Annotated in this window: 15 protein-coding genes; 5 read left to right on the forward strand and 10 right to left on the reverse strand. The window is 48.9% G+C overall.

The annotated features are described in order from the left end of the window. Positions 1-51: 51 nt before the first annotated feature. From GVJ32_RS04925 to GVJ32_RS04940, 4 genes are all read right to left on the reverse strand, one after another. Positions 52-1,179, reverse strand: coding sequence for a tetratricopeptide repeat protein (locus GVJ32_RS04925; protein ID WP_159238946.1), 1,128 nt, complete (start codon positions 1,177-1,179; stop codon positions 52-54). 194 nt (positions 1,180-1,373) lie between these two features. Continuing rightward, positions 1,374-2,942, reverse strand: coding sequence for a long-chain-fatty-acid--CoA ligase (locus GVJ32_RS04930; RefSeq protein WP_159238947.1), 1,569 nt, complete (start codon positions 2,940-2,942; stop codon positions 1,374-1,376). Positions 2,943-2,983: 41 nt separating this feature from the next. Beyond that, the gene (locus tag GVJ32_RS04935) at positions 2,984-3,754 is read right to left on the reverse strand and encodes an SDR family NAD(P)-dependent oxidoreductase (protein ID WP_159238948.1); all 771 of its coding nucleotides are present in this window, start codon (positions 3,752-3,754) and stop codon (positions 2,984-2,986) included. A gap of 37 nt (positions 3,755-3,791) precedes the next feature. Continuing rightward, positions 3,792-5,318, reverse strand: a complete 1,527-nt coding sequence (locus tag GVJ32_RS04940; protein ID WP_159238949.1) for a WS/DGAT/MGAT family O-acyltransferase — start codon at positions 5,316-5,318, stop codon at positions 3,792-3,794. A 314-nt stretch (positions 5,319-5,632) separates the two neighbouring features. Here GVJ32_RS04940 and GVJ32_RS04945 point away from each other — a divergent pair, with 314 nt between their 5' ends. Then, the gene (locus tag GVJ32_RS04945) at positions 5,633-6,070 is read left to right on the forward strand and encodes an OsmC family protein (protein WP_159238950.1); all 438 of its coding nucleotides are present in this window, start codon (positions 5,633-5,635) and stop codon (positions 6,068-6,070) included. 72 nt (positions 6,071-6,142) lie between these two features. Here the strand turns inward: GVJ32_RS04945 and GVJ32_RS04950 are convergent, their stop codons facing one another. Then, positions 6,143-7,129, reverse strand: a complete 987-nt coding sequence (locus tag GVJ32_RS04950; protein WP_159238951.1) for an NAD(P)H-dependent flavin oxidoreductase — start codon at positions 7,127-7,129, stop codon at positions 6,143-6,145. A gap of 145 nt (positions 7,130-7,274) precedes the next feature. On the opposite strand from GVJ32_RS04950, the gene GVJ32_RS04955 reads away from it, so the two are divergent. Further along, on the forward strand, positions 7,275-8,258 hold the full coding sequence (locus GVJ32_RS04955; protein ID WP_159238952.1) for a GlxA family transcriptional regulator: 984 nt from the start codon (positions 7,275-7,277) through the stop codon (positions 8,256-8,258). Positions 8,259-8,267: 9 nt separating this feature from the next. Here the strand turns inward: GVJ32_RS04955 and GVJ32_RS04960 are convergent, their stop codons facing one another. Beyond that, positions 8,268-9,281 carry an AraC family transcriptional regulator gene (locus GVJ32_RS04960; protein ID WP_159238953.1) on the reverse strand — a complete coding sequence of 338 codons (1,014 nt, stop codon included), beginning with the start codon at positions 9,279-9,281 and terminating at the stop codon, positions 8,268-8,270. 159 nt (positions 9,282-9,440) lie between these two features. Here GVJ32_RS04960 and GVJ32_RS04965 point away from each other — a divergent pair, with 159 nt between their 5' ends. From GVJ32_RS04965 to GVJ32_RS04975, 3 genes are all read left to right on the forward strand, one after another. Continuing rightward, on the forward strand, positions 9,441-10,211 hold the full coding sequence (locus GVJ32_RS04965) for an SDR family NAD(P)-dependent oxidoreductase (protein WP_159238954.1): 771 nt from the start codon (positions 9,441-9,443) through the stop codon (positions 10,209-10,211). A gap of 88 nt (positions 10,212-10,299) precedes the next feature. Next, the gene (locus GVJ32_RS04970) at positions 10,300-11,532 is read left to right on the forward strand and encodes an acetyl-CoA C-acetyltransferase (RefSeq protein WP_159238955.1); all 1,233 of its coding nucleotides are present in this window, start codon (positions 10,300-10,302) and stop codon (positions 11,530-11,532) included. An 83-nt stretch (positions 11,533-11,615) separates the two neighbouring features. Then, on the forward strand, positions 11,616-12,761 hold the full coding sequence (locus GVJ32_RS04975; protein ID WP_159238956.1) for an acyl-CoA dehydrogenase family protein: 1,146 nt from the start codon (positions 11,616-11,618) through the stop codon (positions 12,759-12,761). Between the two features lie 70 nt (positions 12,762-12,831). On the opposite strand, the gene GVJ32_RS04980 is transcribed toward GVJ32_RS04975, so the two are convergent. The 4 genes from GVJ32_RS04980 to GVJ32_RS04995 form a co-directional block, all read right to left on the reverse strand. Continuing rightward, positions 12,832-13,689: a putative RNA methyltransferase gene (locus tag GVJ32_RS04980; protein ID WP_159238957.1), complete on the reverse strand. Its 858-nt coding sequence runs from the start codon at positions 13,687-13,689 to the stop codon at positions 12,832-12,834. 68 nt (positions 13,690-13,757) lie between these two features. Further along, positions 13,758-15,227 (reverse strand): AAA family ATPase, encoded by a 1,470-nt coding sequence (locus GVJ32_RS04985; RefSeq protein WP_159238958.1) that lies wholly within the window; start codon positions 15,225-15,227, stop codon positions 13,758-13,760. A 28-nt stretch (positions 15,228-15,255) separates the two neighbouring features. Continuing rightward, positions 15,256-16,710: a WS/DGAT/MGAT family O-acyltransferase gene (locus GVJ32_RS04990; RefSeq protein ID WP_159238959.1), complete on the reverse strand. Its 1,455-nt coding sequence runs from the start codon at positions 16,708-16,710 to the stop codon at positions 15,256-15,258. 89 nt (positions 16,711-16,799) lie between these two features. Then, positions 16,800-18,596 (reverse strand): ABCB family ABC transporter ATP-binding protein/permease, encoded by a 1,797-nt coding sequence (locus tag GVJ32_RS04995; RefSeq protein ID WP_159238960.1) that lies wholly within the window; start codon positions 18,594-18,596, stop codon positions 16,800-16,802. Between the last annotated feature and the right edge of the window lie 27 nt (positions 18,597-18,623).

The following is an 18,623-nucleotide window of genomic DNA, read 5'->3' on the forward strand; positions in this document are numbered from 1 at the left end:
GGATTTGCTGAATTAGGCGCCGAAAGGCGCCTTTTTTGTGATTAAAAATAATTAATTGGTGCTGAGTTTTAATCTGCTGGCCTTATCGGAAAATTGTTGGGCGCGAACTAATTTTCCTTGACGGAAATAGATTAAAGAGGCAAATCGATAAAAGCGGTATTCATCTTTTTGAAGGCGGATCGCCTGTTGAATAAATTTTAAGGCCTCGTCAAAATCACCTTTCTCATACTCCGCCTTGGCGCGGCTAAAATGCCAGAATGGGTTTTTCTTGCGGAAACTTCCGGCAATGTCTTCGAGTTTTCGGGCTTCGTCTTTGTTACCCTGTTCACGATAGAAGCGTCCTAGATTGCTAATGGCAACTTGGTCGTTGGGGTTGAGAGCTAGTGCATGCCGATAAGCAATTTCGGCGTCAGTCGCACGTTTTTGGCGACGCAATAGCGTGCCTAAATTTCCCCAAATATGCCCAGCGTCTGGGTCTAAGAATAGCGCGCGCCGAAAATATAAGTCTGCTTTTTCATTATTTCCCTGATTAAGGTATTCCGCGCCGCGATTATTGTAATGCTGGGCTGCTGCTTGTTGCTCGGTGACCCTGTGCTGGGGGTAATGATACTCATAGTTGTCCACGCTTAGGTCAACGACTTCTTTACCGTCTTCACCAAAATCCACAACAGCATTGATGTGTTTATAAAACACCATGCTATTGTCGCTGACCATGTCCCAGCTTGGCGGAATAGTGACCTCATTGTAGTAAACCTTTAATTTTGCCTCTCGGGCTAAGGCTATAAATAAAGACGTGAGCGACAAACAGTTTCCGGTTCTTTGTTGAAAAGTTTCGGTGGCGTTTAGGGTGATGCCGGGGTCATATGTTAGTCCCAGTTGCGACGGTCTAACCATGCTGTCGAGCAGATAGCTCAAGCGGGCTCGCGGGGAAAGTGCGGCAGGTACGTTTTCTTCTACGAAATAGCGCATTTCAGCGTTCATCGCCAGAATATTGTCTTCTGGATATATGCTGACATCTACGCCTTCACTGCCTTGCTTTGGCAATAATAGGGCGGTGACCTGTTCGCTACTGGGTGCTTGAATATCCAATGTCGCTACGTCGCGAATCTCGGTATTGCTACAAGCTATCAAGCTGCTAAAAATAGCGACGGCTAATACGTTTTTAGAGAATACAGGCATCTTCACTTCTGCTTATTATCAATCAATAACGCTACTGCTGAATTGTGACAGACATGCGCACAGCAATATGTTTAGTTAATACTATAGACTGAATGTGGTGTGGATAGCCTGCACCAATGGCAAAAAATTGATAATTTTTTGCCATTGGTCAAATGGGGCTGGTGTCGCGCTTGGGAATGGTGTGATGATTGAGTTTAAATTTTGCGCTCTAGTGATTCCCAAAATGGCTTTCTTAGCTCGCGCTTTAGTATTTTTCCAGAGGCGTTGCGAGGTAACTCCTCGGTGAAGATAATTTTCTTCGGGCATTTATAGCTGGCGATCTGCGCTTTGGCGTAGTCTATCAATTCAATTTCAGTCGGGGTGCAGCCAGCATTAACGACGACTACGGCGGCCACTAATTCTCCCCATTTTTCGTCGGGAATGCCAATTACCGCTACGTCGCTAATATCGGCGTGATGGTATAGCGCGTTTTCAACTTCAATTGGGTATATATTCTCGCCGCCGCTAATAATCATGTCTTTGACGCGGTCAAAGATATAAAGATAGTCGTCTTCGTCTTGATAGCCCGCGTCGCCGGTATGAATATAACCGTCAACCAGTGTTTTAGCGGTAGCGTCCGCATTTTTCCAATAGCTATGCATTGCCGCAGGGCTGCTGAGTAGTATCTCGCCTACCTCACCTTGTTTTACCAACTGTCCAGCACCATCGATAATTTTAATACGGGTTGACGGTATGGGGATTCCCGCAGCGCGTAAACGTGGGCTGCCTTCAATATGGTCCTGTGGTGGTAAATGTACAACGGCTCCGCATACCTCGGTCATGCCATATAGCTGGGTGAAGTCGCATTTGAGAATGTTGAGTGCATCAAGCAGTAAGGCCTCTGGCATTGGCGCCGCGCCATAAATAACGAGCTTTAATGATGACCAGTCGGTAGTGGCGGCTGCAGGTAGTAGTAATATAGTGCGTATCGCAGCGGGAACGAGAAAGGTCCTTGTCACTTTGTACGCAGGTACAAGGCGGAGAAATTCCATCGGCGAGAATTCTGGAACAATAACAGCGCTGCAACCTGTGCGAAGTGACATAAAGCAGAGTCCGATGCCACCAACATGAAAAAAGGGCATCGCCAATAAGCATACTTCATCTTGGCTTACTTCATTCCACGCCATTAGCGGATTGGCGTCGTAAATCCAGGGATCAAAGAATGCCTTGTGGGGTAGCACGACGCCTTTGGGGTGGCCGGTGGTGCCGCTGGTATATAACTGCAAAGCAGCATCGTCGGGGGAAACAGAAATGCTTGGCAGCGCGTCATTGTCGCTAGCCCAGTCATCTATTGCCGGCCATTGTTCATACGCATTATTGAGGCTGACAATGTGCTTTAGCTTTGGTGAGGCGGCGCTGACGATCTCCGCGGTGTCAAAAAACTCAGAGCCAACAAATAGCAATTCCATATCGCTGTCATTGACAATATAGCTAAGCTCGGCGGGCGCGAGCCGCCAGTTTAGTCCCACGGTCACTGCGCCGACCTTGGCGCAGGCGAACAGCAGCTGTAGGTAGGTGTCAGAGTTTTTCGCCAGTATGCCGACCCGCGTGCCTTTGCGAATATTGGCATCAAGCAAGGCGTTGGCGAGTCGGTTACTGATTTTGTCGAGTTCACCGTAGCTGGTTTTACGGCCATTAAATATTGTTGCGTTCCTGTCTGGCTGAGCACCGGCGTGCTTAGCGATAAGTTCATTAAAACTGCGTACTGCGCTAGCGTGTGTCATGTCAGTGCTCATTGCGATCAGAGTGGTGGATTTAATGCTAATTAGATGGGGGACTCAATTAAGCCGCCATCGACGGTCAGTGTCGTGCCATTCATATACGCACCGGCAGAATTGCTGGCTAAGAGTAGCAAGGGCACGCTTAGGTCTTCCATTTGCCCGAGGCGCTTGGAGGGGAAACCCTGTATATAACGTAGACCGCTTTCCGATGAAAAATAGCTGTCATTAATTTCGGTCACAAACCAGCCGGGACAGAGTGCGTTGACGCGAATATTTTTACGGCATAACTCCATCGCCATAGACTTGGTAAGCTGAACCACGCCAACTTTGGAGACGTTATAAGCCACTTTCATGACGCCGGTGTGCAGGCCGTAGATCGAGCCAATGTTGATAATACTGCCGGCGGTATTGTTGCTGCTCATTTGCAAAGCGGCCGCCCGCGCAACTCGCCATGCGCCGGTTAGATTGGTTTCCATTACCCAATTCCAGTCTTCTTCTGTGGTATCTAAAAACTTCTTGGGGTCATCGGCGACACCGGCGTTATTTACGAGCACATCCACACCGCCATGTTCGCTTTGGATGGCTGCGAATGCTTTCTCTACGCTCTCTGCATTTGATACGTCCATGGGGATAGCAAAGGCCTTGCCGCCGGCCTCACGTATTGCTTCTACGGCGGTGGCCAATTTGTCGGTGCGTCGTGCGGCGAGAATAACCGTCGCGCCCTCATTTGCTAATACCTTGGCAAAGTGCACGCCTAATCCGCTTGAGGCGCCGGTGATCAGGCTAACTTTTCCGCTTAAATTAAAGTAATTCACAGTGCTTATAATCCTTGTGTCTAAAGTATGGCCAAAATTATTTTGGGCTATCTGCCGTCGCGCTGACTTTGCTCGCAGCTTTATTAACGGGTGGTTTTTTCTTTGGTGCAACTTTTGATGTCGAGCTTGTTTTGTCAGCGACTGGCTTACGTAAGGCTTCGGCGGCGTTCAGCAAATCGCGGTAGGCATTATTAATGCATTGATGGTAGAAGTCAGGGTCGGGAATCATTTCGCGACAACAAATAAACGTTAGAAATACGCTTCCAAAATAGCTGTTTACTGTGTGAAATAAGCCCGCGCCGTCTAGTGGGGCACCAGCACCCAACCACGTCATGGCTTTGGCTCCACACATATACATGGGAAACTGCGGCCCCGGTACGTTTGTGACGATGGTGTGAAATACCGGCGTTTTACTAGTCAGCCCTGTGTTCGCGGCTACCCGCATACCGAGCGAAGCTAGACCAGATGGGATTGAATTTACGATGGTTGATAGTAATTCAACGCCGACTGCATTGGCATAGGCTTTGGTGGTGGTTGCGTCACTGTGGATCAGCTTGAGTCGTTCAATTGGATCTTCAATGTCGGTTCTTAAGTGCAGGCGCATTCCCGCCACTTCGTTACCACCGTCTGCGTTGCTATTTTCCTTGGTTCGGGTGCTAATGGGAACACCGGCTACCAGTGAGCTTTCTGGTAATTCATTCTTTTCTAGCAGGTAATTGCGCATCGCACCGCCAACAATACTCAATAATACGTCATTTAATGTGCAGTCTCCGACGGTATTTTTAATCTGCTTTAAATCTTGGAGTTCCATGCGCAGTCCACCGAATACTCGGTGTGGCGTTACCGTATTATTGAATCGTATACGGTCTTTTACGCCGTGATTTTCAAATGCTTTGCCGGCGTAGCCTTTGTTTTCTTCGCGGCGTGAATTGATGACTTGTTTTACTAAGCGAGTCACTTTTTGGGGCGACTTGAACATACCTAAATAGGCATTTTTAAGTAGGGTGTAAGAGCTGGGTTCCTCTTCGCCTTCCCAGTTGTCTGGGTCAGTAATGATCACTGAATTTGGGTCTAGGTCGTGAAGTGCTTCTATAATTTGGTTGCCGGTAGCGCCATCAATCGCGCTGTGGTGAATTTTAAGGTACATGGCAAAGCAGCCTGAAGGCATGCCGTTTATATTGTCCAAACCTTCAATAATATACGCCTCCCAAGGCGGCCTGTTTAAATCCAATGGTCGACTGTGTAGGCGGGCAAGCAGTATGCAAAACTGTCGCCAGTCGCCGGGCTGGGGAAGCGCAATGTGGCGAATATGGAACTCTAAATCGAAGTTCTTATCTTCAATCCAATACGGGCTGTCTAGGTTAAAGGGAACGCGAACAAGCTTTCTGCGGAATACTGGAGATTTGTGAATGCGCTCCTTAAACTTGGCGAGAATATCTTTAAACCTAACAATACCGTCGGGCGCAGTACTGGGGTCGTATATAAGTATGGGACTGATGTGCAGTGGTGTTGAAGTGGTTTCGTTGTAAACGAAAATAGAATCAAACTGGGATAATTGCTTCATGCACGAATTCCTCGTCGGTACTCAATGTGGTGGTTTACCTTGTCCATTTTGTGGTAGTTCAAATCTTATCGGTGAGCGCTAATATGGTTGCTGTCATTACGGGGTCTAAGTGTCATTGTTGGGGGAAATAAAAAGACCGTAAAACTGTAAACAGTTTGCGTGAGCTTCACGATAAAAATCAACACCATGAGTCGGCTTTTCAATAGTCATTTCGGCATTCTAAGGAAGATTGTGGATATTTATTTAATTTGCTTAATTACTAATAAGCTGATGTTATCTGCAAGTATATTAAATTTTAATATTAAGGAGTTTCGATGGACGTTTTACCTCATCACTATTCGGTTACGGTCGACGCAAATCCGGAAAATAATTTGCGGGTCTCTGCCGCTCATTTATCTGTATTGGAAGTTGCAGCCCCTAAGCAATTTGATGGCCCTGGTGATAAATGGTCACCAGAAGAATTATTGTTAGCCGCAGCCGCGAATTGCTTTGTGTTGTCATTTCGTACGGTAGCGTCTATCGCCAAATTAGAATGGCAGGCAATTCAATGCACGACAGAGGGGGTGCTGGATAAAGTCGAGCGCGCAATGCAATTTACCGAGCTCGTTACTAAAGTCGCGCTGACCATTGATTCTGAGACGTCACGTCAAAAGGCGGAGACCTTACTGGCTAAGGCTGAGAAAATTTGTATTGTGAGTAATTCCCTCACGGCGCAAAAGCGTCTAGAGATTGAGATTGTCACTAAGAGCTAAGTTTTATTTTTAGCGATTGCTAGCGATACGCGGTGCCAGTAATAGGGCACCGCGCAGTCATTCAGCTAGAAATTAATTTGGCGAGCTAAAGGATGTCGCCGCGTCCTGATATTCCTTAATCAGCGTAGACACTAGTTCTGCGGTGGTCGGAATATTCTGTATGGCGCCGACGCCCTGACCAGCAGACCAAATTTGTTTCCATGCTCCGCCAGCTTTGTCGCCGTCTTTGTGGTCGGCATCGACTTCTAACTCTTCACCAAAATCGATGTCTGTTTTGGGCGCCAAGTTATTCGGGTCAAGTCCGGCGTTAACAATGCTGGGCTTGAGGAAGTTGGCGAACACGCCAGAAATGTTTGGCGTATAAACAATGTCACTAGAGCCAGAATCAACAATCATTTGCTTATATTCTGGCTGCACAAGGCTTTCTTGGGTGTTGATAAAGCGCGTGCCCATATAGGCAAGGTCGGCTCCCATCATTCGGGCGGCGGCGATATCGCTGCCCTTAGAAATTGCGCCTGCCAATAAAAGCGTTTTATCAAAGAATTGCCGTATCTCTGCAACTAGCGCGAAGGGGTTAGTGTTACCGGCATGACCGCCCGCGCCGGCACAAACGGCGATCAAGCCGTCGACACCCGCGTCTGCTGCTTTGCGAGCGTGACGAGCATTAATGACATCGTGGAATACTAATCCGCCATAGCCGTGTATCGCATCGATGACTGATTTAACCGCGCCTAGCGAGGTAATAATCATTGGTACTTTATGCTTTACGCATAAAGCGAGGTCGGCTTCTAGGCGAGGATTGGTTTTGTGCACGATTAAGTTTACGGCAAACGGCGCGGCCCTTTTGCCGGTGTCTTTTTCATATTCTGCCAGTGACGCATTGATAGTGTTGAGCCACTCTTCAAATCCTTCACTGCTGCGTTGATTTAATGCGGGGAAAGAGCCAACCATACCGGATTTACAAGTCTCAATAACAAGCTCGGGGCCAGATGCCAAGAACATAGGGGCGGCAACGGCGGGCAATTGCAGGCGATTTTTCAAAAGTTCGGGGAGGGACATAGTCGCAATACTCTTCTTGGAAGGCTTTTTGGAACACTTACTCTATAGGCTTGGTTGGCTTTGGGGTAGTGTCTGTATTGACATTAAACATGCTGATAGAGACACTTGGTGTTTGGGGATTTCGGAGGGCAGAGTGGGGTGAAAAATGCCGAAGGTCTATGTTGTTGCTTATGAAGATTGCTATGCGGGAAGCTTGGCCAATCCGCAGGATCTGTATTTAGTCGCCAATTCCCATTGGCGTGAGCAGTATAAACGGCAGGAAGGTGTCTTTGAATGGAAGGTTCTATCCGAGGATGGTGGGCCGGTTAAGACGGCATCGGGCTTGCGAATTGCGGTCGATGGCGAGCTGACGGATTTGGGCGAAGGAAGTATCGTGGTGTTACCGGCCATGAATTACCCTGGTGGCAAGGCATTCAGTCAAAAATTACAGGCGATGGGCACTATCATCGCGTGGCTTGGGCGCCAGTATGCCAACGGCAGTATCATTTGTGCACATTGTACGAGTAGCTTTGTGTTGGCAGAAACTGGCTTGTTAAGTGGCTTGGGTGCGACCACGAGCTGGTGGCTGGCCGAGCAGTTTAGGCAGCGCTACCCTGATATTGATTTACGTGCCGGCGAATTGGTTGTTGATGAAACACGTCTAATAACAGGCGGTGCCAATGGCGCTGAAATGCTCTCGGCATTGATAATGGTAGAGCGCTATATGGGCAAGGCGGTGGCATCCTTGTGCGCAAAAACCTTATTGGTCGATACCAATCTAACGCAGCAAACCCCGTATTTAATATTGCCGAGACAGCAGGAGCATAGTGATGTGCTGGTACTGTCGGCACAGGATCATCTTGAGAAAAATCTGACGGAACCGTTTTCCTTGAATAAGCTCGCTGCGCAATTTCACGTTAGCTCAAGAACATTGATGCGGCGTTTTAAGGAAGCGGTAGGCGATACGCCGAATAGCTATTTGCAAAACCTGCGGATTGAAGCCGCGAAGAAATTACTGGAAAGTACTGGTATGTCTTCCGAGCAAATAATGCAGCGTATCGGCTATGCCGACATCAGCTCTTTTAATCGCCTATTTCAGCGCAAAACCGGATTAACGCCAAGGTCATATCGGCAGAAGTTTGGCTATTAGGCGAGAAGTTTAATATTTACGTTTGTAGTGGATCGGCGTATTTCCAGTCCATTTTTTAAAGGCGCGAATAAACGCACTGGCCTCAGAAAATCCGGTTAAAGCGGCCGCGTCCTCCACGCTTTTCCCCCGCGAGCTCAAATAGAAAATTGCGCTGTCGCGGCGAACACGGTCTTTTATATCTTGGTATTGAAAACCTTCATCGCGCAGATAGCTCCGCAGAGTATGGGGGTGAATATTAAAGCCCTTAGCAAAATCACTAAAGGAGGGGTTGTCGCTGAGTTGTGCTTCTAGACGGGTACTTACTTTGTAGTGCCAACTTTTTTGAGCATAGACTTGCGTGATCATGGCTTGATTGACGTGGCTTAAAAAGGCGCTAACTGCTTGGGCGGACTTTGCCACTGGTAGATCGAGCATCGCGGATGAAAATCGTAGCTGAGACAGTGGCTGCTGAAAATAAATATCTTTGCAAAAGTACATGTCCCAATACACCTGGCGATGTGGCGTTTCTGCAAAGCAGAAGTCAACCGCGTGAAGTGGTATTTGCCGGCCGATAAGCCAGTTTGCGGTGCGATGAATATAGAATAAAAAAGATTCATATAAATAGGGATCAAACTGCCTATCGCCGCGTTCATTGTTGCTGCGGTTCAGTGATAGGTAGGCGTTGCCATTGCTGTCAGTGCTCAGTTTGGTTTCTAAGCCCCAAGGCACTAAGCGATAGAAACGGGCGAGCTTTTTTAAACTTTCGCCCAAATTACTTGAGTTGGCCGCTAGCTCCACCATCGTACTCCAGCAGCCTAATTTTTGCGGCAGGCTGCCGTAACCCATTAACTCATCGTCCATTTCTTGCATAGTGTCGCGGAGTAGATTCGCGTAGTTCTCGGCGGGTACTCGCGCCGTGGTGGACTGCAAAATCATCGGCGAAATATGATTTTTCGCCAGCAATGCCAGTTGTTTGTCAGGCTGGTGACTCAGGTTTTTTAGGCAGGCCTGAATGAAATAAATGGAGATGGTCGGCGAACGCACGGCAATAGGCTCAGCTTAATGTGATTCGGCATTATAACAATATGTCTATTTTTGTCTTCTTTTACGTCATTGTTTTAAGCAGTACAGAAGCGGAATATTGCGCACAAGTCTATTTTTTTGCCGCTGCGTGCGGTTCCTTCCCTCATTTGGAGAAAGTTAATGGATATCAAAGGTAAAGTCGCTGTTGTTAGCGGTGGTGCATCTGGTATGGGATTAGAGATCGTTAAACGCTTGGTAAACCTAGGTGCTAAGGCCGCGATATTTGATATGAATGCAGCGGCGGGTGAGGCGGTTGTTGTCGAGCTTGGTGAGTCAGTCATGTTTGCCGACGTAAACGTGACCAGCGAAGAATCTGTGCAAGCAGGTGTGAACGCTACTATGGCGGCCTTCGGCGCAATCCATATTTGCGTTAACTGTGCGGGCATTGCCACCGGTAGTAAAACACTGGGCAAAGACGGCCCTTTCCCGCTGGATTTATGGCAAAAAACCTTGGCGGTTAATTTAACCGGTACTTTTAACGTGCTGCGTTTGTGCGCCGAGCAAATGGCCAAGAACACACCAGACAACGAAGACGGTGTGCGCGGTGCCATTGTTAACACCGCATCTGTTGCCGCATTTGAAGGTCAGGTTGGACAAGCGGCTTACAGTGCCAGCAAGGGCGGTATTGTGGGCATGACTTTACCTATCGCGCGGGATCTATCCACCGTGGGCATTCGGGTAAACACTATTGCGCCAGGCCTGATCAATACACCGATGTTTGAATCGTTGCCGGCACCTGTTTATCAAGCGCTTAGCAGCACGCCGCTGTTTCCAAAACGTCTTGGTCGTGCACCTGAAATCGCCCACATGGTTACCAGCATTATTGAGAACGATTACATCAACGGTGAGTGTATCCGTATGGATGCTGGCCTGCGTATGCAGCCAAAATAGTTACAGGTTTTCTGCTGGTAGCGCGTTAAGTACGACCGGAACCGGTTTTCAATACGTGTTTAGTTTATGAATGATTGAGGAATTAACTATGAGTGAAGCATGGATTATCGACGCCTGCCGTACGCCGCGTGGCATAGGTAAATTAGGTAAGGGCGCATTGGCAGAAATTCATCCACAGCAGTTGGGTGCCTGCGTATTAAAAGCGCTGGTTGAGCGCAATAAAATTAATACTGCGGAAGTGGACGACGTAGTGTGGGGCACTAGCTGCCAGCGCGGTCGTCACGCCGGTGATATGGGCCGGATGTCGGCCTTAGATGCTGGTTTTGATATTCGCTCTAGCGGCGTAACGCTAGACCGTTTTTGTGGTTCTGGTATTACCAGTGTGAATATTGCTGCGGCCTCGATTATGTCTGGTATGGAGGATATGGTTATTGCCGGTGGTGCCGAGATGATGTCTAGCTACGGCCACGATAACGGCTTGCCAGAGATTATGGACAGCGGCAATTTACGTTTGCGTGAAAGCCATCCACAAAGCCATCAAGGTGTGTGTGCAGATACCATTGCAACCTTGGAAGGCATCGATCGCGAAGCCTTGGATAAGTTGGCAGCCTTGAGCCAGCAGCGCGCGGCCCACGCGATCGAGAATGGTTATTTCAAGAAAAGTGTCGTGCCGGTTTATCACGAAGACGGCACTTTGGCCTTGGACAAAGAAGAGTTTCCACGTCCAGGCACAACATTTGAAACCTTGTCGCAACTTAAGCCTTCATTCCCCGCGCTGGCCGATAAAGAGTTGGACGAGAGCGGCCTAACCTATCGCAAATTAATGCAGCAAAAATACCCCGATATTGAAATAAATCACGTTCACCACGCAGGTAACTCATCAGGTGTGGTTGATGGTGCGGCGGCGATCTTGCTGGCTTCACCAGAGTACGCGACAAAGCAGGGCTGGAAGCCTCGCGCAAAAGTCTTGGCCATGGCGAACATGGGCGACTGCCCAACTCTAATGCTGAATGCGCCGGTGGCTGCTGCTGAAAAAGTGCTTAAAAAAGCGGGTTTAACCGTTGATGATATCGACCTGTTTGAAGTTAACGAAGCTTTTGCCGTGGTACTTGAGCGCTTTATCCGCAAGCTAAATATTGACCGTGACAAGATAAATGTTAACGGCGGTTCAATGGCCCTAGGTCATCCTATTGGCGCGACCGGTTCTATCCTAATCGGTACCGTTTTGGATGAATTAGAGCGTCGAAATTTAAAGCGCGGTTTAATTACCATGTGTACTGCGGGCGGTATGGCGCCAGCAATTATCATTGAGCGTATGTAATTCAATGGTTGAAAAAAGGAGGCGCTGAGCGTCTCCTGCTTTTATTATTTTTCTTTAAATTTTATATGGCAGGGCTAGGTGTAATGAATTTAAATCTCACAGAAGAGCAGCAGTTCATTCAGCAAACGGCAGCGGATTTTGCGGCCAAAGAGCTAGTGCCAAACGCTGCTAAATTGGATGAAGGAAAAGGCAAAGAGGAATTTTTAGCTAACCTTAAAAAGCTAGCCGACCTCGGCTTTATGGGCTTGAACGTGGCCGCTGATTACGGTGGCACAGAAGCGGGTACAGTTGCGTTTAGCCTTGCTATTACTGGATTAGCGAGAGGCTGTGCGTCAACAGCCGTCACCGTGTCGGTGACCAATATGGTGGCGGAAGTGATTCAATCAGTGGCTAGCGAAGATCAGAAGGCGGCGTATCTACCTAAAATATGTTCAGGTGAATATTTGGCAGCTGGCTTTTGCTTAACAGAATCGGGAGCAGGCTCAGATCCATCTGGCATGAAAACTACGGCAGTGCGTGACGGCGATAGCTGGGTATTAAATGGCTCTAAAGCCTATATTACTAGTGCTGAATATGCCGGTGTGTTTGTGGTTTGGGCGGTGACAGATAAAGAGGCGCCGCGTGGCAAAGGTATTTCATGCTTCTTGGTTGAGCGTGAAACTGCTGGTCTGACCGTTGGTCCCGCTGAAGAAAAAATGGGTCAGAAAGGCTCGGCGACCAATCCCGTCTATTTTGATGATTGTCGCGTGCCGGCTTCAGCCTTGATGGGGACATTGCATCGCGGCTACCAAGTTGCGCTAGGCGAGTTGGCAGGTGGTCGTATTGGCGTCGGTTCGCTGGCCTTAGGAATCGGCGAAGCAGCTTTAGATTACGCCCGCGATTATGCAAAGGAACGTCAGCAATTCGGCCAGGCTATTTCTAATTTCCAAGGTTTGCAATGGATGCTCGCAGACGCTTACACCGAAATGGAAGCGGCACGTTTGCTCTTGATGCAAGCGGCGTTTACCAAAGAGAGCGGCGGCGATTTTGGTAAGCAGGCGTCCATGGCGAAATTGTTCGCTACTGAAGCAGCAAATCGCGCTTGTTACGCTGGCTTGCAGATATTAGGTGGCAATGGCTATAACCGAGAATACCCGTTGGAGCGATTGGCGCGTGATGTGCGTATCACCAGTATTTACGAAGGTACCAGTGAAATTCAACGTATGATTATTGCGCGAAATATATTGTAAGTTTTGATTTTGAGCGGCCGGATATTATCTGGTCGCTCAGTTCCTCTTTCTGTTTTTTCACGTAAATATTTTAATTTCCGAGATGACTGATTACCCGTATTAGTACATCACCGGTAACCGCAATATCTTGTAATTTGGCGACTCGATCGCGGCCCTCGCGGCTTGCGCGATAGAGGTGTGGAGTCATCACTAATAGCTGTTCAAACTGCGCTGCGGTGAGTGGCTCAGTGGTGAATTGCACAGCTTGGCTATGGCTGAGTTGCCAGTTTGCATCAAGGGCAGCACTGACGTCGGTAGGTGGATTGCGACGCACCGTTTCGTAAATGGCACTGCGTAATTCGATCAGATGCTCAGGGCCGGGGTCGGCCATTACAATGTGACCACCGGGCTTTAAAACCCGCTTAAATTCGCTGTAAACCGGAAAGCCAAAGGTGCATAACAAGATATCCTGACTCTGATCCGGTAGCGGTATTTGGCGGTTGCTGGCAACCAAACCATTCAGTTGGGGGTTGCGGATTTTACAGCTGCGTACTGCCCACTTTGAGATATCTAAGCCCGTTGCCGTCAGCGCAATATCCTGTGCTAATAAACTCTCACAAACTGAATTAAGGTAATACCCTTCACCGCAACCCGCATCTAAGATCGCTAACTGGTGATTCCCTTGCGCGAGCGTTTCTATAGTCGATGCCAAGGCTTGCGCCAGCGGCTGGTAAGCGCCGCTGTTTAAAAAATCACGCCGCGCGGCAATCATTTCTTTGCTATCGCCGGGATCGAGGGACTTTTTATTCTGCACCGGAAGTAGGTTTACATGCCCCTGCTTTGCTATATCAAAACAGTGATTGTTTTGGCAGCGCCAGGTATTGCCGTCTTGTTGCAACTCGCTCTGGTCGATGGGGCAGAGCAGGTGGGTGAGGGGCAGTAATGGCATGATGTATCCGTTCTGGGCTTCAAATTGAGGCCGTCAGTATGCCGTAAATTGCAGTCTAAGGCTCGGCTCTAGTCGCTCGCCACCGCCCGACTTTGGCACCAGTGGCGCAGCGCATCGATATTCTCACTCATGGTAATTGCCAGCGGCACGGTATTCGAAATCTCGTGGAGTATATGAGCGGTTGTTAATTGTTCATTGCGGGCACTGGCGGAATAGCGGGCCGCGACGATGGCTTGTTCTATCTCTGCCCCTGTGAATCCTTCAGTGGCGGCACTGAGTTCGGCGCAGCGAAAGTCTTGAAGTTCAAAGTTACGCTTTTTAAGATGAATTGCAAAAATGTCTTGGCGGACTTTTTCTGAGGGTAAATCCACAAAGAAGATTTCGTCGAGCCGTCCTTTGCGAATGAGTTCTGGTGGTAGGCGCTGAATGTCGTTGGCGGTGGCGACAACAAATACCGCGTGTTTTCGTTCCGCCATCCACGTTAATAAGGTGGCGAGTATTCGGCGCGAGGTGCCGCCGTCGTGGGCGTCGCTACCAATGCCTTTTTCAATTTCATCAATCCAGAGCACACAGGGCGACATGGTTTCGGCAAGCGCTAAAGCTTCGCGCACATTGCGCTCAGATTCGCCGAAAAATTTATTGTAGAGCGCGCCCATGTCCATTCTTAGCAGTGGCAAACCCCATAAACCCGCTACGGCTTTGGCGGCCAAACTTTTACCGCCGCCTTGTACGCCAACCAGCATAATACCCTTGGGTGAGTCGTCGCCGTGTTGGTTAAAGGCCCGTTCACGTTTAGCTAGCCAGTCTTTTAATTTTGAAAGACCGCCGACTTGGGCGAAATTGGCAGTGTCATATTCAAAGCTTAAGACGCCCTCCATATCGAGTAATTCAAATTTGGCTTTGTTTACGGCGGCGATGTCGGAATGGGTAATGGCGCCGTCTTGAAAAATAGCTCCCCGCGCTAGTTTGCGGGCGTCGTCTAAGGACAGGCCACGTAAATTGCTGATGAGCTTGTCTAGCGCGTCTCGGTCGGTTTTAACTTTGCGACCTTTGGTATTGGTGAATTCTTGGGCCTCTTTGTAGACTGCCGCTCGAAGCTTGTGATCTTCCGGTACAGAAAGACTAAAGCGGGCGCTGTGGCGCTTGAATTCGCTGGGAATATCTATGGCGTGACTGATTAAAATGAGGCACTGCCCTGTTTCTTCAGCGTCTAGAGCGATGTCTTTTATTAGTCTGACGATACGAGGTTCGTCATTTAAAAACGGATGAAAATCGCAGAGTGCATAAATGCCGGCGAGCTTAGTACTGCGAATATGTTTCAGTGCCGCTTCTGGCTCTGTGGTAAGTGTTTGGCTGCTTGCTTGGTCGTAGTCACAGCGGCGCAGGCCGTCGGTGATCGACCATGCAAATACCGGCATACCGAGTTGAATCCCGAGTTTTGACAGTAACGTTAACGCGCGTTTTTCTTCCCATGTTTCGATGATAACCACGGGAATACGAGATTCAATAATCAGGCGTAGGTCGTGGCTATCATTCATGGGTGAGGTGTTTCCTGTTTAATTTTATTTACGTCGCTGCTTTGTTTTGATGCTCTTGTGAGTGGTCACCAAGACAAGCCGTTTTAAGTTCTTCGAAGGAGTCTTGCAAACAGGCGGAGTAAAATTCCGGATCGGGCAACATTTTGCGGCAGGCGCTAAAGGATACCGAAATAGTACCAACCTTATCTAATACTGAGCTGTAAACAATATGGAAGAGGCCGACATTTGGCAACAGTGGCCCAAAATTCATACCGTCTACCATTTTGGCACCGCAGAAATACAGTTGCTGTGTGGGGCCGGGTACATTGGTGACTACCGTATTAAATATCACGGCGGCCTCGGTTAGGCCGGTTGCCGAGGCAGCGCGCATGGCAAGGGATAACATGCCGCCGGGTAGCACATTAGTCACATCTACCGCCATACGTGGGCCGAGTGCGTCGGCGTAGGCTTTGCTACTCATAGATGCGTTGTGGATCGCGCTTAGTCTGGCTTTTGGTTCTGTAATGTCGGAGTGCAGGGATACCGTCATAAAACCGACCATATTCCCGCCAGCGCTGCGTTCTTCATTGCTGCGTACATCAATAGGGCAGCCGCTGACCAAGGTTTTTTCTGGGAGCGCGTTTTTGGCAGACAGGTATTTGCGCAGTGCGCCAGATATAATGCACAGCATGGCGTCGTTGATAGTGGCGCCAGATACGGTATTTTTAATGGCGCGAATATCTTCAAAGGCGAAGGGCACGGCATCGCAAACCCGGTGAGAAGAGATCTTGCCTTGGAAGAGGGTTTTTTGCTTGTCTTCGAGGGTGGTGAAATCTTGTTCTTTCTTGCCACGTTGGATGCGGCGCCAACTTGGTATCGCACTACCTAGTAAATTAATAAATTGACTTGGCTTTTTAAGGTTGTTCACCAAGGCTTTATTCAACATATGCCAGTCGTTATATTTTTGAACGATTTTTCTTGGCGCTATTCCGACGTCGACGGTGTCTGGGCTGAGATCGTGGAGCAGTGGCACAAAGCGCGCGCCGGTGGCGCCATCCATTGCCGCGTGATGCACCTTGGTCATTACCGCAAAACAGCCTTTAGGAAGATTGCGAACACTGTCTAGGCCTTCGATGATATACATTTCCCACAGTGGTTTGCTTAGGTCTAGGGGGCGGGCATGAATCCGTGATGCAAGAATGCAGAGCTGGCGCCAATCGCCGGGTTTCGGCAGTGCCATGTGATGTACGTGGGCCTCGATATCGGCATCTTCCACGTCTTCCCAATAGGGTTGATCTAGGTTTAATGGCACTTTGCGAAGACGGCGGTTAAAGATGGGGGACAGGTGTGAGCGGCTATCGATTAGCTGCAAAATTTGCTTAAAACGCACTAAGCCGTCTGGGGCGGTTGATTGGTCGTAAATACTCATGATACCGATATGCTGAGGTAAACCCTCAATCTCGGTGTGAATGAACATGGCGTCCTGACCTGAAAGCTGCTGCATAAATATTCCCTATTGTGTATTACCGCCTAAGATTATAAGAGTCCTTAGGGGCTGGCAATCACAGGAAAGGGTGAGGCGATCTGCAGATGCTAGGTAGTGGCGCTCAAAGCCCGTTCACGTTGTTGTAAAGACCAAAGATGGGCGTATTGGCCGCCTTGCTCGAGCAGTGTCATGTGGGTGCCTTGTTCGACTATTTCACCCTGTTCAAGTACTAAAATGTGGTCTGCGTCGACGATGGTCGATAGGCGGTGGGCGATAACCAACATGGTGTGCTCACGGGCGATATCGCGAATGGCTTCAAGAATGAGGCGCTCAGAGGCGCTGTCGAGGGATGAGGTTGCCTCGTCAAATATCATTATGGGCGATTGCTTGAGCAAGGCTCTGGCGATGGCCACACGTTGTTTCTCGCCACCAGATAATTTTAGTCCACGTTCGCCGACCATGGTGTCTACGCCCTTGGGCAGATGGGCAATAAAGTCACTGAGGTGAGCCATGCGAATGGCTTCGAGTACGTCTTCATCGCTGGCGTCAATTCTGCCGTAGCGAATGTTCTCAAGAATGGACTGATTAAACAGCACGGTGTCTTGCGGCACGATGCCCAATGCGCGTCGCAGTGAGGATTGATCGACGGTTTTAATATCTTGGCCGTCGATAAGAATACGGCCTTCGCTGGCATCGTAAAATCTGAACAGCAATTTAAGCAGGGTAGATTTTCCCGCGCCGCTACTGCCGACGATGGCGACCTTCTGATTTGACCCCACTTTAAAGCTAATGTTATTTATAATTGGGCGTTCACTTTGGTAGCGAAAACTGAGATTTTCGACTTCAATACGGCCTTCGCTAAGTTGTAAATGCGGTGCGTTCTCGGCATTTGTAATCGTCGCTTTTTGGCGGAGCAGAGCAAACATCGCCTCGATGTTAGCCATTGAACCTTTCATTTCTCGGTACACAAAGCCGAGAAAATTTAGCGGTACAAAAATTTGCATCATAAAGGCGTTGATCAACACAAAGTCGCCGAGGGTCATGTTTTTGTTGACCACTTCGCTGGCGGCCAACACCATGGCGGCGGTCATAGCTGATGCTATGATTAAAGCTTGACCGGCATTGAGGGCGAAAAGGCTCAGGCGGTTTTGGCGACGCGCTTTCTCCCAGTTTTCTAATTCATTGTCGTAGTGATTGGCTTCGTATTGCTCGTTGCCAAAGTACTTCACGGTTTCAAAATTTAATAAGCTGTCTACTGCCCGGGTGCTACTGCGAGATTCCGCCTCGTTGGCACGGCGTATATAGCCGGTGCGCCATTCGGTGGCAAAGATAGAAAAGGCGACGTAGCAAACCACCGCGGCAAATACGATTACCGCAAACCACATGCTGTAGCGCCAGCCTAATAACGCTATGACTAGACCGATTTCGATAAACGTCGGCACGATGTTAAATACCATAAACCGCAGTAAAAAATTTATGCCGTTGGTGCCGCGCTCGATGTCTCTGGATAGGCCGCCGGTGCGACGGTTAAGGTGGAACTCTAAATCTAGGGCGTGAAGGTGTTTAAACACAGTGAGGCCAACTTCGCGCATGGCGCGCTCGGTTACGCGGCCAAAAATAGTGTCGCGCAATTCTCCGAAGAGCACATTGGCAAAGCGCAGCACGCCGTAGGCGACTAAGAGTGCAATCGGTAAAATTAAGATGGCGGGCTGATCGTTTTTGTCGAGGGTGTCGACAATGTTTTTTAGAATGAAGGGTAAGCCAACGCTCGCTACCTTAGCGGCAATTAGGCACACCAAGGCCAGTCCAATACGTGAGCGAAATGCCATTAAATACGGGATTAACTCGCGCAATGTGCTCCAGCTAACATCTTGGTTTTTGGAATAGGATGTACCGTGGCGCATAGTGGGTTTCGCTTGAGTAGAATTAAA

The sequence above is a fragment of the Zhongshania aliphaticivorans genome (assembly GCF_902705855.1).
Lineage (GTDB): Bacteria > Pseudomonadota > Gammaproteobacteria > Pseudomonadales > Spongiibacteraceae > Spongiibacter > Spongiibacter aliphaticivorans_B.